At 51.9% G+C, this 19,582-nt stretch carries 14 protein-coding genes; 7 read left to right on the forward strand and 7 right to left on the reverse strand.

The genetic code is table 11. The annotated features are described in order from the left end of the window. The first annotated feature begins 91 nt into the window (after positions 1–91). Complete coding sequence (locus tag DEV76_RS07805) at positions 92–421, forward strand: RNA recognition motif domain-containing protein (RefSeq protein ID WP_109697710.1); 330 nt, start codon at positions 92–94, stop codon at positions 419–421. A gap of 121 nt (positions 422–542) precedes the next feature. On the opposite strand, the gene DEV76_RS07810 is transcribed toward DEV76_RS07805, so the two are convergent. The 4 genes from DEV76_RS07810 to DEV76_RS07825 form a co-directional block, all read right to left on the reverse strand. Beyond that, positions 543–1,871: a dihydrolipoamide acetyltransferase family protein gene (locus DEV76_RS07810; protein WP_109696907.1), complete on the reverse strand. Its 1,329-nt coding sequence runs from the start codon at positions 1,869–1,871 to the stop codon at positions 543–545. Between the two features lie 39 nt (positions 1,872–1,910). After that, the gene (locus DEV76_RS07815; protein WP_109696909.1) at positions 1,911–3,158 is read right to left on the reverse strand and encodes a CinA family nicotinamide mononucleotide deamidase-related protein; all 1,248 of its coding nucleotides are present in this window, start codon (positions 3,156–3,158) and stop codon (positions 1,911–1,913) included. Further along, positions 3,155–3,589, reverse strand: a complete 435-nt coding sequence (locus tag DEV76_RS07820) for an acyl-CoA thioesterase (RefSeq protein WP_109696911.1) — start codon at positions 3,587–3,589, stop codon at positions 3,155–3,157. The genes DEV76_RS07815 and DEV76_RS07820 overlap by 4 nt, the downstream gene beginning before the upstream one ends. 114 nt (positions 3,590–3,703) lie before the next feature. Beyond that, entirely contained in the window at positions 3,704–4,111 is a 408-nt protein-coding gene (locus tag DEV76_RS07825; protein WP_109696913.1) for a DoxX family protein, read from the reverse strand. A 349-nt stretch (positions 4,112–4,460) separates the two neighbouring features. Here DEV76_RS07825 and DEV76_RS07830 point away from each other — a divergent pair, with 349 nt between their 5' ends. From DEV76_RS07830 to DEV76_RS07845, 4 genes are all read left to right on the forward strand, one after another. Next, a complete protein-coding gene (locus tag DEV76_RS07830) occupies positions 4,461–7,529 on the forward strand; it encodes a tetratricopeptide repeat protein (protein ID WP_198651982.1) in 3,069 nt (1,022 codons plus the stop codon). 8 nt (positions 7,530–7,537) lie between these two features. Next, on the forward strand, positions 7,538–9,163 hold the full coding sequence (locus DEV76_RS07835) for a porin family protein (RefSeq protein ID WP_157962772.1): 1,626 nt from the start codon (positions 7,538–7,540) through the stop codon (positions 9,161–9,163). 35 nt (positions 9,164–9,198) lie between these two features. Beyond that, complete coding sequence (locus DEV76_RS07840; RefSeq protein ID WP_109696919.1) at positions 9,199–10,119, forward strand: HU domain-containing protein; 921 nt, start codon at positions 9,199–9,201, stop codon at positions 10,117–10,119. A 243-nt stretch (positions 10,120–10,362) separates the two neighbouring features. After that, the gene (locus DEV76_RS07845) at positions 10,363–11,682 is read left to right on the forward strand and encodes a hypothetical protein (RefSeq protein WP_109696921.1); all 1,320 of its coding nucleotides are present in this window, start codon (positions 10,363–10,365) and stop codon (positions 11,680–11,682) included. A gap of 435 nt (positions 11,683–12,117) precedes the next feature. On the opposite strand, the gene DEV76_RS07850 is transcribed toward DEV76_RS07845, so the two are convergent. Both DEV76_RS07850 and DEV76_RS07855 read right to left on the reverse strand, forming a co-directional pair. Next, complete coding sequence (locus DEV76_RS07850; protein ID WP_109696923.1) at positions 12,118–13,020, reverse strand: SDR family oxidoreductase; 903 nt, start codon at positions 13,018–13,020, stop codon at positions 12,118–12,120. Between the two features lie 67 nt (positions 13,021–13,087). After that, the gene (locus DEV76_RS07855) at positions 13,088–15,241 is read right to left on the reverse strand and encodes a prolyl oligopeptidase family serine peptidase (RefSeq protein ID WP_232826903.1); all 2,154 of its coding nucleotides are present in this window, start codon (positions 15,239–15,241) and stop codon (positions 13,088–13,090) included. 281 nt (positions 15,242–15,522) lie between these two features. Here DEV76_RS07855 and pfkA point away from each other — a divergent pair, with 281 nt between their 5' ends. Continuing rightward, on the forward strand, positions 15,523–16,503 hold the full coding sequence (pfkA, locus tag DEV76_RS07860; protein ID WP_109696925.1) for a 6-phosphofructokinase: 981 nt from the start codon (positions 15,523–15,525) through the stop codon (positions 16,501–16,503). 10 nt (positions 16,504–16,513) lie between these two features. Beyond that, on the forward strand, positions 16,514–18,004 hold the full coding sequence (pyk, locus tag DEV76_RS07865; RefSeq protein ID WP_109696927.1) for a pyruvate kinase: 1,491 nt from the start codon (positions 16,514–16,516) through the stop codon (positions 18,002–18,004). Positions 18,005–18,350: 346 nt separating this feature from the next. Here pyk and DEV76_RS07870 read toward each other — a convergent pair whose 3' ends face one another. Next, complete coding sequence (locus DEV76_RS07870) at positions 18,351–19,538, reverse strand: MFS transporter (RefSeq protein WP_109697712.1); 1,188 nt, start codon at positions 19,536–19,538, stop codon at positions 18,351–18,353. Between the last annotated feature and the right edge of the window lie 44 nt (positions 19,539–19,582).

A 19,582-nucleotide genomic window follows, 5' to 3' on the forward strand; every position in this document is an offset into this window, starting at 1 on the left:
CTGAAAATTTATTTTGCGTCAGCGAAACATAGTATTGGGAAGATTCCTTATCTTCATACAGTATTATTTTTCATTTTTTAATTTTTTTATCATGAACATCTACGTAGCCAACCTGCACTACAGGTTGAACGATGAGGACCTTCACCAAATCTTTAGCGAATTCGGGCAAGTTACCTCTGCTAAAATCATTAAGGATCACGAAACCGGTCGTTCACGTGGTTTTGGTTTTGTTGAGATGGCCAACCAAGAGGAAGGCACTCTCGCAATGGAGCGTCTGAACGGTAGTGAAGTGGAAGGCAAACAACTGATGGTCAACGAAGCTCGTCCGAAACAACCCTCCTCTGGTGGTGGTGGTTTCAGAAACAACCGTCCCGGTGGCGGCGGTGGTTACGGCGGCGGCGGACGCGATCGTCGTTACTAATAGGCAGAGTATTCTAACGATCCTATACAAGGCTTCCCTCCGGGGAAGCCTTTTTGTTTGGTATCAAAAAAAAGAGCGGCGGAATTATTCCCGCCGCTCTTTTGCGTTTTATATAGTCTGTTTAGAATCCTCTTGACGGATCGAAATTCTCCAGTTCTGTAGCTACCGCACTCAGGAAAGTAGAACCCAGGGAACCGTCTACAATCCGGTGATCGTACGACAGGGAGAGGTACATCATATGACGGATAGCGATAGAATCGCCCTGCTCCGTTTCCACTACCACCGGGCGCTTTTTGATAGCTCCCACCGCCAGGATGGCTACCTGCGGCTGGTTAATGATAGGCGTTCCGGTAAGGCTGCCGAAGGTACCCACGTTGGTAATGGTAAACGTACCATCCTGTGTGTGTTCGGGCTTCAGACGGTTTTGACGGGCAGAATTGGCCAGCATATTCACCTGTTTGGTAAGGCCCACCAGGTTCAGGTTATCGGCATTGCGGATCACCGGCACAATCAGGTTACCCGACGGCAGCGCGGTGGCCATACCTATATTAATATCTTTCTTCAGGATGATCTTGTCGCCATCCAGCGAGCAGTTCACCAACGGGAATTTCTTGATGCATTTCACAACGGCTTCCACGAAGAGGGGCATAAAGGTGATCTTCTCCCCTTCGCGCTTTTCAAAATCCTTCTTCACGGCATCGCGCCAGCGCACCATATTGGTTACGTCGCATTCAGCGAAGCTGGTAACGTGCGGACTGGTATGTTTGCTGCGCACCATATGGTCAGCAATCAGCTTACGCATACGGTCCATTTCAATGATTTCCACATTACCGCCATAACTGTTGGTAGCGGCCACGGTGGTGATTTCGCGGGAGGCAGCGGGAGCAGCCTGGGGTGCTTCGCGCATAACTTCCGCCTCCTGTACATGGTTGCCTCTGTTGGCGATATAATCGAGGATATCTCTTTTCGTAACACGGCCTTCCGTACCGGATCCGGGGATCTTTTCCAGTTCAGCAAAGCTCACGCCTTCCTGCTGTGCAATGGTAAGCACGAGCGGGGAGTAGAAACGGGCTTCACCTGTAGGAGCCACAGCAGCGGGGGCAGCCTGCGGACGGGGAGGTGCAGTCTGGTATTGGGGCTCTGCGGCACGGGGGGCTTCGGCGGCAGGCGCAGATGCAGCGGCAGGGGAAGCAGCCACCTGCGCTCCCGCAGCGGTCTCCACCCTGGCGATCACAGTACCTACTGGTACTACGTCGTTTTCATTAAAAAGGATCTCTGTGATTACGCCTTCCGCAATGGAGGGCACTTCACTGTCCACTTTGTCCGTAGCGATCTCCAGCACCGTATCGTCCACCTTTACCGCATCGCCTGGCTTCTTGTGCCAGCGAAGAATGGTGGCCTCCATGATGCTCTCTCCCATCTTGGGCATCACCAGTTCGACAATTGCCATATAAGTGATTGTTTTAGTAGATGACAAAAATAAGGGAATTTAACCTTCCAGCCACTTCCGCAGTTCGTTCATCGCGGCTACCACCGTCATCTCCGTATTCCGGGGACGGTCGTACCGGAAGCGGTACAGCATCGTGCGGATATCTCCCTTCCCTCCCACTGCGATCCAGACGCTGCCCACGGGCTTTTCATCCGTTCCGCCATCAGGACCCATAATGCCCGATACGGCCATTACACAATCCACTTTCAGGGTTTCAAGTGCGCCTTCGGCCATTTCGCGGACCGTTTGTTCGCTCACGGCGCCATGTTGCAGGAGGGTGTTGGGGTTTACGCGTAAAAGGTTGATTTTGGTTTCGTTGGCATAAGAAACTACACTGCCTTTAAAATACCGGGAGCTGCCGGCCACTGCGGTGATCTGGCTCGCGATGCGGCCACCTGTACAGCTTTCTGCCGTACCTACCGTTTTGCCTTTTTCCAGCAATACATTACCGAGGATCACGCCCATCGGCAGGTCGGCCTCCGCCACGAGGATGTCTGCCACCAGTGATCTTAATGTCTGGAAAGCATCTTTCATTTCTGCAGCGGCAGTGATCTTGTCGGGCGCTTCGGTAGTGAGGCGCAGCTTAAGCAGGCCATAGCTGGGCAGGTAAGCCAGCTTAATATGTTTGGGAAGGGCGGCTTCGAAATCACGGATGCGCTCCGCAACAAAAGATTCGCCCATGCCGGATGTGATAAGGGTATGATGTAAAAGTGCAGGCGTTTCGAAACGCTCCTGCAGGCGGGGTATCACGGCGTTCTCCATCAGTCCTTTCATCTCATGCGGCACGCCGGGCATAGATACGAATATGCAGTCGTTCTTCTCGAACCACATGCCCGGAGCAGTGCCGCGCAGGTTAGGAAGTACGGTACAACTATCGGGCACCATGGCCTGTGCAACGTTGCGTTCCAATACAGGCAGGCCGCGGCTTTCGAAGAGTGCCATCACACGGGTGTAGGTATCTTCGTCCTGCACCATCCGCCCGCCGAAATATTCCAGCAGCACGGGTTTGGTGATATCGTCGGCCGTTGGGCCGAGGCCTCCGGTAATGAGTACTACTTTGGATTTAGCGGATTCTTCATCGAGTGCGGAGAGGATAGCCTGGCGGTCGTCTCCCACTGCCACACGGCGTTGTACCCAGATGCCGGCATCGTTGAGATGCGTGCCCATCCAGGCGGAGTTGGTATCAACGGTTTGCCCGATAAGTAATTCGTCGCCTATGGTGATGATGCTGGCGCGGATCCTGTTCATGGAAGTGGCGCGTTTGTATTGTTCTCGAAATAAGGAGCCAGTTTATCGCGGAGGATGTCAGGCATGTTCGTGCGTTTCTTGGTTTTACCGTCGATGAACGCAAGGGTGACGGTTCCCACGTTCAGCAGCTCTCCCTGCTGGTTGTACAGTTCTGAGTGGAACTGGATCTTATGTGCGGGAGGCAGTTCTTTCAGTATAGTCTTAACCGTTATAACATCGTCGTAATAAGCGGGCCGGAGGTATTTGACCTGCAGTTCTGCCACGGGCATGATGATACCCTGTTCTTCCAGCTCGCGGTAAGTGAAGCCCAGTTGCCGGATGGCATCCGTTCTGCCTACTTCGTAATAAAGTGCGTAGTTGCCGTAATAGAGGTAGCCCATCTGGTCGGTTTCTCCGTATCTCACGCGTATGTCAATCGTTGTGCTGTACATTGTCCCGTTGTTGAAAATGTCTGTAAATGTAGGGGATTTGGCGGGGTAAAAAAAAGAGTTCCGTGCGCGGGATGCGCAGGAACTCTTGCTGATAAAAACTTTCTGATGTGCCGGTTATTTGCCGAGCACGCCGTCGAGCGAATATTTTCCGGGACCGGAGATAAGCAGGGAAACCCAGCCGGCAAGGAACATAACTGCTACTTCCTTGTCGTGCAGCGGATCCTGCCCGTGAATCATAAACACGATCACTACAAAGCAGATGATGAGCGGGATGGTGGCCACGCGGGTAAGGAGGCCTACGAGCACGAGGGCACCGCAGAAGAATTCGGCGAAGATGGTGAGGCCGAGCGATGCGGTTTTACCAATTCCGAAAGGGTCTGCGAATTTCTGTGCATAGGTAGCGAAATTCACGAGCTTGGGCCAGCCGTGCGTCATGATAAGGCCGCCGAAGAGCAAACGGAGGAGCAGCAGGGAAAGGCTGATGCCTGCATTGCTGTACTTGGTGGATAGTAGTTTTGCCATAGTAATTTGGTTTGATTCTTGATAAGAGTACCCCTCGAAAGGATTCTGCTCAAATTTAGATATTCTTAATGTATATAAGAATAAATTTCAAATTTAGTTGTCTCCTTTCTGTCAGCCAACTGCCAGCATGATTAGTTATCCACATCCCGTAGTTTATCCACATGCAGTAGATAACCTGCGAGGGGCAAAGCAAGCGCAATCCGCTATATTTGCTTCGTTTGTTTCCCTCATAACATTGCCAACACCTGCCGGCCTCCGGAATCTTTTCTGCAGCGGATTTTACCGTTTCTGTAATAATTCCCGGCCGGTGCCGTTTTTTGTAAAAATTGTCGACAATAATATCAAAAGCATGAAGCTATTCAAAAGACAAAACTGTGCTTTTCCGGGCCTCCGCATATTCCTGCTGGCAGCAGGTTTAACGGGTGCCGCCTCGGCCGGAGCACAGCAAACCCGCATTCATACGGAGCCAGACAGGACTTTCCGGGAAGCGCAGCAACTCTACCGCGAAGGTAAATATGCCCTGTCCCTCCAATTGTTCCGGCAAACCATCGACGGGATCGGGTATTTCTCCGAAACCAACCGCTCCCTCGTGAATACGGACGCGCATTTCTACTATGCCATGTGCGCCCTGAAGCTTCAGAATGAAGACGCGGAGAAAAAAGCCCTCAGCTTCATCGAGCGTTTCAACAACGCCCCGCGCGAACAAATGATCAGCTTCCAGCTTGCCCGCTATTACTTCCACCGCAACAAGCTCCAGGAAGCCATCCCGTTCTATGAAAAAGCTTCCATCGATAACCTCTCCAACGAAGAGATCGCCGATGCCAAGTTTGAACTGGCGTATTGCTACTTCAACCTGAAAGACTTTGCCAAAGCTCAACCCCTCTTTGCCTCCATCAAAGAGATCCAGAACAAATACTACATCCCCGCCAATTACTACTACGGCTTCATCTCGTACTACAACAAACAGTATAACGATGCGCTCACCAGCTTCCAGCGCGTGCAGCAGGAGCCTAAGTACGCCGGCGTTGTACCCTACTACATCGCGGAGATCTACTACTTCCAGGGCAAACGCGACCAGCTCATCAAATACGCCGAGCCGCTCATCAAGAAAGGCGACATGTATTACGATGCTGAACTGAAACAACTCGTTGGCCAGGCCTATTTCGAACGGAAAGATTACGCTAAAGCACTCCCTTACCTCGAAGAATATCACGAGAATGCCGAAGAAGTACGGAAAGAAGATGTATATCAGCTTTCTTACGCCTACTACCAAACCGCCAATCTCGATAAAGCCATCAAAGGCTTCAAACAACTGAGCAGCTCGAAAGACTCCCTCGGCCAGAACTCCATGTACCTGCTGGGCGACTGCTACCTCCGCACCGGCCAGAAGGCCAACGCACGTAACGCCTTCGCTTACAGCGCCCGCAACAGCTCTAACCCGAAGCAGCAGGAAATCTCCAAATTCAACTACGGCAAGCTGTCGTTTGAACTGGGCTACCAGGATGCTGCCATCTCCGAACTCACCGGTTACATCAACACCTACCCTAATTCGGAATACACCCGCGAAGCCCGCGAAATACTCGTGCAGCTCTTCGCCAATACGAATAACTACAAGGAAGCCATTGCGCTGCTGGATGCATTGCCGGAGAAAAGTCCTGCCGTACTGAAAGCATACCAGAAAGTATCTTACGGCCGCGCCACCCAGCTGGTGAACGATGGCCAGCTCGCGGAGGGCGACCGCCTTCTCGGTATTTCCCTTTCCCATAACTACGACCCGCAGATCACCCGCCTGGCACAGTTCTGGAAAGCGGAGATTGCTCTGCGCCAGGGCCAAACCGATAAAGCCATCCCTGCCCTGCAGGCTTACCTTGGCAACAGCGGCGCTCCCGTGTCCGGTGAAGCCAATGTGCAGACCGCCAGTTACAACATGGGTTACAGTCTCCTGAAGAAAGAACAATACGCCAACGCATTGCCTTACTTCGAAGCAGCCCAGCGCACCAGCGGCCCCAATGCAGGACGTATCACGAACGATGCATTGCTGCGTACTGCAGACTGTCATTACATGCTGCGCGCCTTCCCCCAGGCCACTGCACTGTACGACAGGGTGATCACTGAAAACCAGCCGGGAGCGGATTATGCCACTTACCAGAAAAGCATCATCCTCGGTATCCAGGGCAAGCATGCAGACAAACTGAGCCTGCTCAAACAGCTGGCGGTGAAGTATCCCAATTCCGGTTTCAACAACGATGCGGAGATGGAGATTGCAGACACCTACCTGAGCGACGAACGCTTCTCCGATGCCATCCCCCACCTCAAAAACATCCTCCAGCAGCACCCGGACGGGCCTAATGCACCGAAAGCACTGCTGAAACTGGGGCTGGCTTATTTCAATACCGACAACGACAACCAGGCGCTGCAATACTTCCGGCAGGTGGTGGAGAAATTCCCCGCCTCCAACGAAGCCAATACTGCCCTCCAGAACATCCGCACCATTTATGTGGATCAGGGTAAAACCGACGATTACCTGGCACTGCTGAAAGCAGCCGGTAAGTCAGTAAGCGCTTCTGCGGAAGACTCCCTCAGCTATGCTGCGGCGGAAACCCGCTTCAGCAACGGTGATTACACCGGTGCGGTAAATGCCTTCAGCAACTACCTGCAGAAATATCCTAACGGTCAGTTTGCCCTGCAGGCCAATTTCTACAAAGCAGAATGCCTTTACAACAGCAAGGATTACGCGAATGCGCTCCCTGCTTACGAATCTGTACTGGGCCGTGGTAACAGTCCGTTTGCTGAACGCTCCGCACAGCAGGCTGCTTACCTGAACTACTACCAGGTGAAAGACTACAACAAGGCGAAACAGTTCTATGGACAGCTCCGCAGTCTTTCCACCACCAAAGACAATACCCTTACCGCCACGCGCGGCCTGCTCCGCAGCAATTACCAGCTGGGTGCGTGGGATGAAGTGGCGCCGCTGGCAGAAGAGCTGCTGTCTGCCGAAAACATTTCTACCGACGATCAGATCATCGGTCATTTCTACCTTGGCAAATCGCAACAGCAACGTGGCCAGTTCGATGATGCCATCAGCGAATACAAAATCGTGACGGGCCTTACCAAATCGGAAGTAGGTGCCGAAGCGCGGTACAATATTGCCAAATGCCTTTTCGATAAAAACGATCTGGCCGCTGCTGAAAAAGCCGGCTTCGATGTAATCAAGAATACCTCCTCCTACGAGGTGTGGGTAGCCAAATCCTACATCCTCCTCGGTGATATCTACCACCGCCAGAAGGATTATTTCAATGCCAAAGCCACTTACCAGAGCATTGCCGAAAACTGTCCCATCCCGGAACTGAAAGCCGAAGCAAAAGAAAAGCTGGCTAAAGCCGAAGCGGAAGAAAAAGCAGGCTCTAAAATTAAATGAGGAAAAACATGAAGCGCATATATATCGCACTCGCACTCGCCTTCCCGCTCAGCGCCGTCGCACAGAAGGATACGCTGAAGCAGGAAACGATTGACATCATTTCGAAATACCAGCCTAAGTTGCCCAACGCAGCCAAGCTGAACCTGACGGCTTCCCTGCCCACGGTAGACACGAGCCGCCCCCGCCTGGGTTACCAGGTGCCGGCGCTCAACCTCTATTTCATGTACCAGCCCGTACCCATCCGGCCGCTGGCACTGGGGAAAGATACTTCGTCGCTCCAGCTGCAGAACAATTACGTGAAACTGGGTTACGGCAATTACAACACCCCGCTCATTCAGGCAGGGTTTGGAAGCGGCCGCAAAGACAAGTATAACTTCGGCGTACTGTTCAACTACACCTCTTCCAAAGGTGACATCCAGTACCAGGACGTGTCGCAGATGAACATCCTCGGCTCCGGCACTTACTTTACTCCCCTCTTCGAAGTGAATGCCAGCCTCGGTTACAACCGCAACCAGGTGAATTACTTCGGGTACGACCATGCCGTGCATCAATACGATAAAAGCGATGTAAAGCAGGCGTTCAATGAAGTGGTAGCCAAGGTGGGACTGAAGAACAGGCCGCAGAACGACTGGGCTTTCCAGTTTCAGCCGCAGGCCGAATTCGCCATCTTCGGTGATAAGTACAAAAGGATGGAAAACACCTTTGTGCTGAAAGCTCCCATCAAAAAGCAGATCTTCGAAGACATCTGGCTGAAAGCGGAAGGAGTGGTGGACCTGAGCGTGTTCAAGGAAGACAATAACGACCAGATCAATAACAACATCGCCGCCATTCACCCCGCCGTGGAAATCACCAAGCCGGGCTTTGTACTGCATGCAGGCGCCAATCCTACCTGGACCAACGGTAAGTTCCACCTCCTGCCGGATATCGTGAACGAATCGCACCTGATCCGCGAAAAGCTGATCCTCAGCTCCGGCTGGATCTCCTACTTCCAGAAAAACAACTTCCGCAACCTGGCTTCGGAGAACCCCTGGTTCAATTCCTATCAGGACGGTATGCTCAATACCCGCATCGAAGAAAAGTACACCGGCATCAAAGGTACCCTCGGCAATCACTTCAATTACAACACCAAGTTCGGCGCCATCACCTGGCATAACCGTCCGCTTTTCGTGAACGACAGCACGGATGGTAAGAGCTTCTACACCCGAAACGAGGAAGAGCTCCGCGCCTTCCAGCTGCATGCGGAAGTTGGGTATATCCAGGAAGAGAAGTTCCAGGCAAGGCTGAGCATAGACTGGTACGACTTCAATAAACAGAAGACCGAACTGAAGCCCTGGCATGTGCAGCCCTTCAGGGCCAGCCTGTTTGCCCAGTATACCTTCGCGAAGAAGTTTCACCTGAATGCTAACCTGTATACCCTGAGCAGCACTTACTATGTGATGCGGAAAGAAGGGGTAGACAATATGGGTAAAACCAAAGCAGTACAGGATCTGAATGCGGGGGCAGAGTACAACATCACCAAGAACTTCAACCTCTGGGTGAACGTGAATAACCTGTTCAGTTCCAAGTACGAACGCTGGCACGGGTACCCCTCTTACGGGCTGAACGTGCTTGGCGGGGTTACCGTTAAGTTTTAATTGCGTAAACTTGCACTCAAAAGTTACCGGCCTCAATGCTACAGCAATATATCACAGAAGTCCTTTTCCGGCAGCAAACCTGCACCGTTCCGCAGGTGGGCACCTTTACGATCCAGCACATTCCAGCCCAGTTTAGTATGGCTGACCAGTCGCTGACGCCACCGCGCCAGCAGGTTCAGTTTGATACCCGCTGGGAAGATGATGGCTCTTTGCTCCGCTGGATCTCCCGGAAAGAGAACCTGCTGGAGCCGGTAGCATCGCTGAAGCTGGATAAATACCTGCAGCAGTTCAGGGATGCGCTGGCAGCAGGAGAACCGCTGGATTTACCGGGTATCGGCAGCCTTCGGATCGATCCGCTGGGACAGCTCCGCTTTACTCCCCAGGAGCTCCCGGATGCCTGGCAGCCCATTGCGCTGGAGCAGGTGATCCGCTCTGAAGCTACGCCCCGCGTATTGCAGGGCACTACCGAAGTGGAGAACCAGGTAGTGGTAGAACATACCGGCGCAGTTTATGAAGAGCCGGAAAGCCAGGGGCGCTTCCGCTGGTGGTGGGTAGTGCTGCCCCTCGTACTGATCGGTGCAGGTGTGGCCGGCTGGATGTTTAAAGACCAGATCGTTCCCCCTTCCGCACCTAAAGCAGAAGAAAAAGTGGCTGTTGCTCCTTCCGCTCCAGAGCAGGATAGTGTGGTAACGGCTCCCATAGAACCCGTGGCACCGGTGAGTGACAGTATCTCGTATTACGTGATATTTCAAACCTATAAGGTCCGTGAAAACGCAGAGCGCAGTCTCTCCAAGCGGCATGCATGGGGTTATAAAGACGTGGTGCTTTTTTATTCTGAGGATTCCACCCAGTTCAAAATGGCCGTACCCTACCGTACATTGCGGGCAGATACTACCGCTGCGAAAGACTCCGTTTCAAAGCGGTTCATGTCGAAAGAAATTAGTATCCTTTATTAAAAATATTATTGCTTAATACAGAAGCGCCTCCTTACGGAGGCGTTTTTTTTTGCCGTATCTGCTTCATTTTATCGAATTCCCCACCCCATTCCCCCCTGCATTCCGCTGCTTGTATCCGTCATTCCAGTGGAACCAAATGACATTACGCCCGTACATGGAAACACCCAATCTGCAAGCCATATACATTTGCATAACTGTAATCACTTACGTAACTGCTATCGTAAACCATTAAGCCATTACATAATGAAAAGATTTCTGCCTTTCCTGCTGTTTATCCCTTTTCTTTTGACCGCCTGCTCCAAGAGCGGCGGCAAGGAAGAGCCAAACCCTGACGATCAGGAGCCCCCCGCGGTACGTGCTCATGGCACCCCAACCGGTGACCTGGTATCTAAAACCATCGGCGCTGCCGGCGGTACGCTGACTTCGAAAGATAATACCCTGCAAATAGACATTCCCGCAGGTGCGTTAACTGCCAATACCGTTATCAGTGTGCAGGCGGTGACTAACACGCTGCCCGGCAGTCCCGGTGACTCCTACCGCCTGCTCCCGGAAAATGTTAAGTTCACCAAGCCGGTGAAGCTCACCTTCAAATATACCGACAGGCACCTGGACAGTACCGATGCGGAAGCCCTTTTTATGGCCTACCAGTCGCAGGATGGCATCTGGCGCTTTTTGCCTAAAACTGCGCTCAATACTACCGCTAAAACGCTGACAGTAGAAACCACCCACTTCTCCGACTGGGCGCCATTCGCCATGTACTGGTTACGGGCAGATGGGGCCAGTGTACTCGTTACAAAGAGCACAGGCGTATTTATCTATTCAACCAAGCAGAATATGAAGCCGGGAGCTGATGCCGGCCCTGTTGCCATCCGCCGGGAAAGGGTACTCGAAAACTCCGCTAACATCAGGAACTGGAAACTCACCGGCGCCGGCACTTTAACTCCTGAAGGACGGCTTGCTATTTACAAGGCTCCCGCCAAAGTGCCTAACCCCAGTAAAGTGACCGTTTCAGTGGAGATCCATAATTTTATCCCCGCCGGCGTAATACCCGGCCGCGGCGCCACGGGTAAACTGATATTGCTTACCAAAATCCAGGTGGTAGACGAGGTATACTTTTCCGGAACAGTAAACGGTGTGGAAATATTCTGCATCGACCAGCACCACAAATATATTCCCGGCACCAACTGGATCAACATTTCGGGTACTATCCGTGATAACCTCGGCTTCTCCGTGAACATTGAAAACATCAGCAAGCCCATACAGGCTACCCAATACCAGTGGTTTGCACCTGACCGCGGAGGTACCGCAACGGCCGTATATGGCACGTTTACGGCGCCTGCTACTGTTACCGGCAAAACATTCTGGAGCAAATGTGATGCGAGCCAGACAGTGGAAGAATACCGGGCCTCCACCGGGCTGCTGGTGATCCATCAAGTGGAAAACCTCGGCGGGGTGGAGTATATAACCGGCCGATTAAGAGGTGAATTTTATCCGCAGATCAACTGCGGGCCCGGAACTTCCCTGCCCTTCGATCTTCATTTCAGAACTAAGATCATACCCTGATATTGTATAGCCCCAAAGGCTCATCAGCTATCAGCTTACCGGATAAAAATATCGAATGACAGATCCCGGACAATCCAGGGAAAAACATTCCAAACGTGCTGAATGATGGGGTATAAAAAACGCGGTGGCGGCGCCTTGCCGTCACCGCTTCATTACTGGTCCTATTCGTTCCCAAAAATCGATTAGATTAAAGTACTGCCGGGCGATATCCATCGTCCGGCTTTTGCTTTTCAGGAAGGGCCTGTTTTGGTCAGCACTGTTTTTCTACACATAAGCGATCAGTTTCCGCATCTCTGATTACTTTGTTCTTTTCCTTTGACTGCCGCACTTACATTTGTGAGGAAGACCATATCCTATTCCCTTTAACATCATCACTCACTACTAAAAAGAAAGGGATGGCGAAAGGCCATCCCTTATTCAGTATATGTTTTAATGTCATTTAGGTTTGAGCTGCTCTATCACCACTTTCAATCCTTCTTCAAAACTGTGTGGTGCATATCCGAGATCCTGCACGGCTTTATCGATCACAAAGCCTGTTCTGCCAGGCCGCGGGGCAGGTTGTTTGAACGTAGAGGCATCCACTTTTTCGAGGAGCTTCGTATCCAGTTCAAGGTAATCTGCTACCTGTATGGCCATCTCAAAAGGCGTCAGCATATCTTTCCCGGAAAGGTGATATACGCCTTCAGCCTTCTTATCGAGCATCAGTTTAACGCCTTCGGCAAGGTCCTGCACGAGGGTGGGCGTACGCCACTGGTCGCTCACTACTTTCAGTTTCTTCTTCTGTTCGAGGTTAGACTTTACCCAGGTGATGATGTTGCTGCGCCGCGGATCGTCGGCCAGGCCGTATACCAAAACCGTCCGTGCGATGCCCCATTTGGCTTTGGATTGCTTTACGATCCTTTCTGCGGCCACTTTGCTGGCGCCGTAGTAGTTAATGGGGTTCACGGGATCGTCTTCTTTATAAGGCCCTGCCAGTCCGTCGAATACAAAGTCTGTAGACAGGAAAACGAAGTAAGCACCTGCCTTTTCCGCGCCCTGCAGCAGGTAGCGGGTGGCGGTTACATTCACCATCCAGCAGGCATCTTTGTTCCGCTCACAATCGTCGGCCTGCGTCATGGCACCTGCATGAACGATCACCTGAGGCTGATGCCGTTCTACCAATCCTTTCACCGCCGACTCGTCTGCCAGGTTCACTGATTCGTAGGTATAACCCTGCTGTATGCGTAGGCGGTTGGCGCCGCGGCCGGTGGCGATTACTTCGTATTCCGGAAGGCCCGCCAGGCGCTGCACCAGGTATTGTCCGAGGAGACCATTACTCCCTGTAATGAGCACTTTCATAATGTCAATATACAAAAACGCCGCGTAATGTAGCATCACGCGGCGTTTATTGATGATAGTGAACCCGTTACATTTTCTTACCGGTGCTCACCTGGTTGAAATTCATGCCAAGGTTGTACATCACGAAGGCCCAGATGTCGGTAGCTTCGTCGATAAGTTTAGACGTGGGTTTACCCGCGCCATGACCAGCCTGTTTCTCCACACGGATCAGCACAGGGTTAGGCCCGTTGTGGGCTTCCTGCAGTGCAGCCGCAAATTTGAAGGAATGGGCAGGCACCACACGGTCGTCGTGATCCGCCGTGGTAACCATAGTAGCAGGGTATGCCGTGCCTTTCTTCAGGTTGTGGAGGGGAGAGTATTTAATGAGGTAAGGGAACTGATCGGCTTTCTCACTGGTGCCGTATTCAGTAACCCATGCCCAGCCGATGGTAAACTTCTGGAAACGGAGCATATCCATTACCCCTACTGCCGGGAGCGCCACTTTGAAGAGATCCGGACGCTGCGTCATTGCCGCACCTACCAGCAACCCGCCGTTAGAACCGCCACGGATAGCGATCTTGGAAGGGTTGGTGTATTTCTCTTTCACCAGGAATTCAGCTGCGCCGATGAAATCGTCGAACACATTCTGTTTCTTTTCCATCATACCGGCTTTATGCCAGGCTTCGCCAAACTCACTGCCGCCACGGAGGTTCACCACCGCGTAGATACCACCCTGTTCCATAAAGAACTGGTTGCTTACGGAGAAAGAAGGCGTCATGGGAATATTGAATCCGCCATAGCCATACAGCAATACAGGGTTTGAGCCATTCAGCTTGAGGCCTTTCTTATAGGAAAGGAACACAGGTACTTTGGTACCGTCTTTACTGGTGAAGAAAACCTGTTTGGTTTCGTAATCGTCCTGGTTAAACTTCACTTCCGACTTGCGATACAGTTCCGATTTGCCGGATTTGATGTCGTATTTATAAATGGTAGCGGGTGCCACGAAGGAGGTGTAAGTATAGAAGAAAGTTCCATCTTCCTTTTTACCACCGAAGCCGCCGGCAGTTCCGAGACCTGGCAGGTGGATGTCGCGGTCTTTCTTGCCGTTTACATCATACTGAACGATGCGGGTGGAGGCATTCTTCAGGTAGCTGGCAAACAGTTTACCGCCTGCGGTACCTACTCCCTGCAGTACTTCCGGCTGCTCGGGGATGATCAAATTCCAGTTTTCCTTAGCGGGGTTCTTCGGGTCTACGAGTACCAGTTTGTAATTAGGTGCGTCGTGATTGGTGAGCAGCAGCAGTTTGTCGCCCACGTTTTCTACTACGCTGGGTTCGTATTCAAAGCCTTTTATCAGGAGTTTGAACTCGGTCTGTGAAGCATCGTTGAGGTCGCGGTACCATACTTCGTTACCGCTGGTTCCTTCTGAGGTGCTGAGGATGAGGAAGCGCTCATCTTCCGTAAGGCCCACACCGGCATTGCGGAGGGGGTGTTCCTTATCTACATATACCAGCTGGTCCTGATCCTGCGTGGTGCCTACTTTATGGTAGTATACTTTATGGAATTCGTTCTTTTTGGAGAGTTTGCTCTGCTCATCCGGAGCGTCGTAACGGCTGTAGTAGAAGCCGTCGCCTTTCCAGGAGAGGCCGGAGAACTTGATCCAGTCCAGCTTGTCGGACAGCAGCTGTTTGGTTGCTACGTCCATTACGAAAGCTTCCTGCCAGTCTGATCCCGCTTTGGCGATGAGGTAAGCGGCGTAGCGGCCATCTTTCGAGAAAGTGAGAGCGCCGAGGGCAGCGGTACCTTTATCGGAGAGCTTATTGGGGTCGATGAACACTTCAGGCGTACTGTTCAGGCCTTCCTGGCGGTAGAGCACTGCCTGGTTCTGCAGGCCATCGTTTTTATAGAAATAGTAATACCTGCCTTCACGGAAGGGGGCGCCGTAGCGGGGGAAGTTCCAAAGGGCTTCGAGGCGCTGTTTGATCTGGCCACGGAAGGGAATTGAGGCGAGATAGTCCTGCGTTACCACGTTCTGGGCATCTACCCATGCCTTGGTATCGTCGGCATGATCATCTTCGAGCCAGCGGTAGGGGTCGGCTACTTTGGTGCCGTGATAATTGTCTACTGTGTCTACTTTACGGGTGTCCGGATACCTGAGAGGTTGGTTCTGCGCGAGGGCTGTCCCTGCTCCCATCAACATCATCATACTCATGGCAAGGTGCTTATGGTTTAATTTTGTCATACGTATATTTTTATAAAATTCTAAGCTGTTTGTTTGATGGAAATTAAAAATTTAGTTATTTCATCGAATATCTGATAGGAAACTATTAAAAAATGTTAATTTCGTGCGCCCTTTTGAATGCCGGCTAACCGGCAAAATACTATGAAATAACCATTACAAGTGGGCCAGTAGTGTTAAAATTTAGATGGGCGGTAGGAAAAACGATTTAGTAGGCCAAGGAAATTCATCAGGCGGCACGGGAGGAAGCATTCCATGTGGCCATGACAAACAGAAGATCACACATGAAAAAAGTGAACAACATCGCAGTTCTTACCTCCGGAGGCGACGCTCCCGGGATGAACGCAGCTGTCCGCGCGGTAGTTCGGACGGGCATCTACCATCATTTGAATGTTTACGGGGTGATGTATGGTTACAAAGGGATGTTGACCGGGGAAATTTTTCCCATGGAATCCAAGTCTGTCGCCAATATCATCCAAAGGGGCGGCACCGTTCTCAAAACTGCCCGCTGTAAGGAATTCTACGAACCGGAAGGCCGCAAAAAAGCTTACGAGAACCTGAAGAAGTTCGGGATCGACGGGCTGGTGGTGATCGGGGGCGATGGTTCCTTTAAGGGTGCCCAGAAGTTCAGCGAAGAATTTGACATCCCCTGCATCGGCCTCCCCGGCACGATCGACAAGGATATCGCCGGTACTGATTTCACGATTGGTTTCGACACCGCAGTAAACACTGCCGTGGAAGCGATCGATAAGATCCGTGATACGGCAGATGCGCACGACCGCCTTTTCATTATTGAAGTAATGGGCCGCGATGCAGGATACATTGCCCTCCACAGTGGTATTGCCACAGGAGCGGAAACCATCCTCATCCCCGAGCGCAAAACCAATATAGATGATGTGATCGATGACCTCACTGCCAACGAGCGCCGTTCTAAAATGGTGAACCTCATCGTGGTAGCAGAAGGCGACGAGTTTGGTGGCGCCAACGAAGTGGCCCGCCACGTGAAGGAAAGAATGCCTCACCTCGATACCCGTGTCTGCATCCTCGGACATATACAACGCGGTGGCTCCCCCACCTGCATCGACCGTCTCGTGGCCAGCCGTATGGGCTACGCCGCTGTAGACGCGCTCCTCAACGGAACGTCTAACGTAATGGTCGGCATCGTCAATAACAAAATCCAGTTTACTCCGCTCGATAAGGCCGTAAAAGCCAAACAGAAAATCGATCCGGAATGGTTAAAGATTGTCAAAATACTTGCGAGTTAAATAAACGTCTATGAGTACAAAAGATCTGTCCAAATACTTTCATAAGCAAATGGACAATGAAGCCGGTCTGGCGCATGCAAAGCAAAAGACCAAAATCGTGGCAACCGTAGGTCCTGCCAGCGATACCTATGAGAAGTTATTGGAACTCGTACAGGCCGGGGTGAATGTGTTCCGTCTGAACTTTTCCCATGGCAGCCATGAAGACAAGCTGCGGATTATCAACTACATCCGCCAGATCAATAAAACCGAACCTTACAACATCGCCATCCTGGCCGATCTGCAGGGTCCGAAACTGCGTGTGGGTGAGATCGAGAACAACGCCCTCCCCCTCAAAACCGGTGATATCCTCACCTTTACCACCGAAAAATGCGTGGGAACCATGGAAAGGATCTATGTATCCTACCACGACCTCCCGAGAGACGTACGCCCCGGTCAGAAGATCCTCCTCGATGATGGTAAGATCGAAACCGTGGTAAAAGAAATCACTCCTGACAACCTCATCAAGGCTGAAGTACTGCTGGGCGGCGTTCTGTCCTCCAAAAAAGGCTTCAACCTTCCCGATACCAAGGTTTCCCTTCCCGCCCTCACTGAGAAAGACGAAGTGGACCTCGATTTCATCATCGACCATGAGTGCGACTGGGTAGCATTGTCTTTCGTACGTAACGTAAAAGACCTTGCCCTGCTGCGCAAGCGCCTGACTGACCGCAATTCCAAAATCAAGATCATCTCCAAGATCGAGAAACCGGAAGCGATCCAGAACCTGAAAGAAATCATCTGGGAAAGCGATGGCGTTATGATCGCCCGTGGCGACCTTGGCGTGGAGCTCCCTGTTGAGCAGGTGCCCATGATCCAGAAAGACATCATCCGCAAATGTATCCACCGCGCTAAACCCGTTATCGTGGCTACCCAGATGATGGAATCCATGATCGACCGTACCCGTCCTAACCGTTCCGAGATCACCGACGTGGCCAATGCCGTACTGGAAGGAGCTGACGCAGTAATGCTGTCTGGCGAAACCGCTACCGGTAACTACCCCACCCTCGTGATCCAGACCATGCGTAAGATCATCGGTGAAGTAGAAAAAGAAAGCATCATCTACAACCGTAACCTCATTCCTCACCGTCACTCTCCTACCTTCCTCAGCGATGCACTGTGCTACAACGCCTGCAAAATCGCGGAAGACGTAGAGGCTGATGCACTGATCGGGATGACGCAGTCCGGCTATACCGGCTTCATGCTGTCGAGCTACCGTCCGAAATCTCCCCTGTTCATTTTCACCAAAGAGCGCACACTGGTAAACCAGCTGAGCCTCAGCTGGGGCGTTCGCGCGTTCTACTACGGTGAAGAAGAAAGCCTGGATGAAATCGTAACGGATCAGATCAACATTCTGAAAGAGCGTGGCTTCCTGAAGACCAACGATGTGGTGGTGAACACCGGCAGCACGCCCGTTAAGGAGCACCTGCCCACCAACATTCTGAAGATTACACGGGTACCTGAGTAAGGTTATCCTTAAAATAAGAATCCCGTCCCGGCATTACCGCGGACGGGATTTTTTTATGTGTTAAAGCCGGTCATACTTTATACCTGCACCACGGTTAGCCTATGGGAAGAGTACGGGAACATAAAGTGAACAATACGTGAAATGCGCGTCTAATGGCAGGCGATCGCGGAGATCAGGTGGATATGAGGTGGACTTGATGTGGACTTGATGCGTATATCATACTGATAATCAATCAGTATGGAAACCCGGAAATGGGGAAGAAAACAGGCAGAAGCTGCAAATGGCAAAACTGGTTCATAACAATTGACAATGAACTATTTAGGCAAATAATATGCCGAAATACCTGTTATCCCGCTACACCCTCTTTTTGCGCTTCCCCTGCCCTGTTGTACGTGAGGGAATATATCAATACAGCGATGAGAGTAATGGCAAGTCCCGCGATGCAAACGCCTGTCCATTTACCGATGCCCCATACCCAGAGGCCGATGCCTGAGCCGATGGAAGTACCGAGGAAGGAAACGGTCATGAACACCGTATTCATCCGGTTGCGGGCTTCGGGCATGAGGGCATAAATGCGGGTCTGGTTGGAAACGTGTACGCCCTGGAGGCCCAGGTCGAGCAGAACGATACCAGCCACTATACCTATGATAGAGGTGCTGAAAGCCCAGAAAACGAGATAGGAACCCAGCACACAGGCGATACCGTAGCCGATAGCGATGCGGGGATTCTTTTTATCTGCGATACGGCCTATGAGGGGTGCCCCCAGTGCACCGGTTGCCGCAGCAAGGCCAAGGAGGCCGATTACGTCGCTGCCGTAATTGTATGGCGGATTGCTCAGAAGAAATACCGAAGTGGTCCAGAACAGCCCGAAAACTGCGAAACAGCAGGCATTAATTGCGGAGGCCTCCCGCAAAAGCGGTTGCTCCTTCACCAGCTGGAGTACCGAACGCATCAACGCACCATACGAACCCTCAAACGCCGGGCGGTTTTTAGGGAAAGACGCCATCATGACTGCCATCATGGCGAAAGACATGGCGGCCGCTATCCAGAACATGGCCCTCCAGCCCAGGTGCTGCCCCACAAAACCGCTGATAGTCCGGGAGAGCAGTATACCAATGAGCAGCCCGCTCATGATCACCCCGATCACTTTCCCCCGCTTCGAAGGCTCCGCCAGTGTAGCTGCCAGCGGCAGTATCAGTTGCGGCACTATAGAAGTAAAACCGATGATGAAACCGGTTATTTTAAGCATCGTGATATTCACAGATAAAGCTGCTGCTGCAAGGGCTGCCACGGCACAGGCCGTCATGACGAGTATCTGCCCGCGCCTTTCGAGCTTATCGCCCAGGGGAACGCAAAACAATAACCCCAGTGCATAGCCTATCTGGGTAAAAAAGGTAACCTGGCCTGCGTTGGATTCGCTGACGTTGAATTCGCGCGCGATGAGGACCAGTAAAGGTTGTGCGTAGTAGATGTTCGCAACGATCAGGCCCGTGCAGGTGGCCATGATCGCAATATTCCATTTGCTCAGAGACATGTTCCGTTCATTCAGGATGCAAAGGTACGGCATTCACAGAAAGT

It is taken from the genome of Chitinophaga deserti (genome assembly GCF_003149455.1).
Lineage (GTDB): Bacteria > Bacteroidota > Bacteroidia > Chitinophagales > Chitinophagaceae > Chitinophaga > Chitinophaga deserti.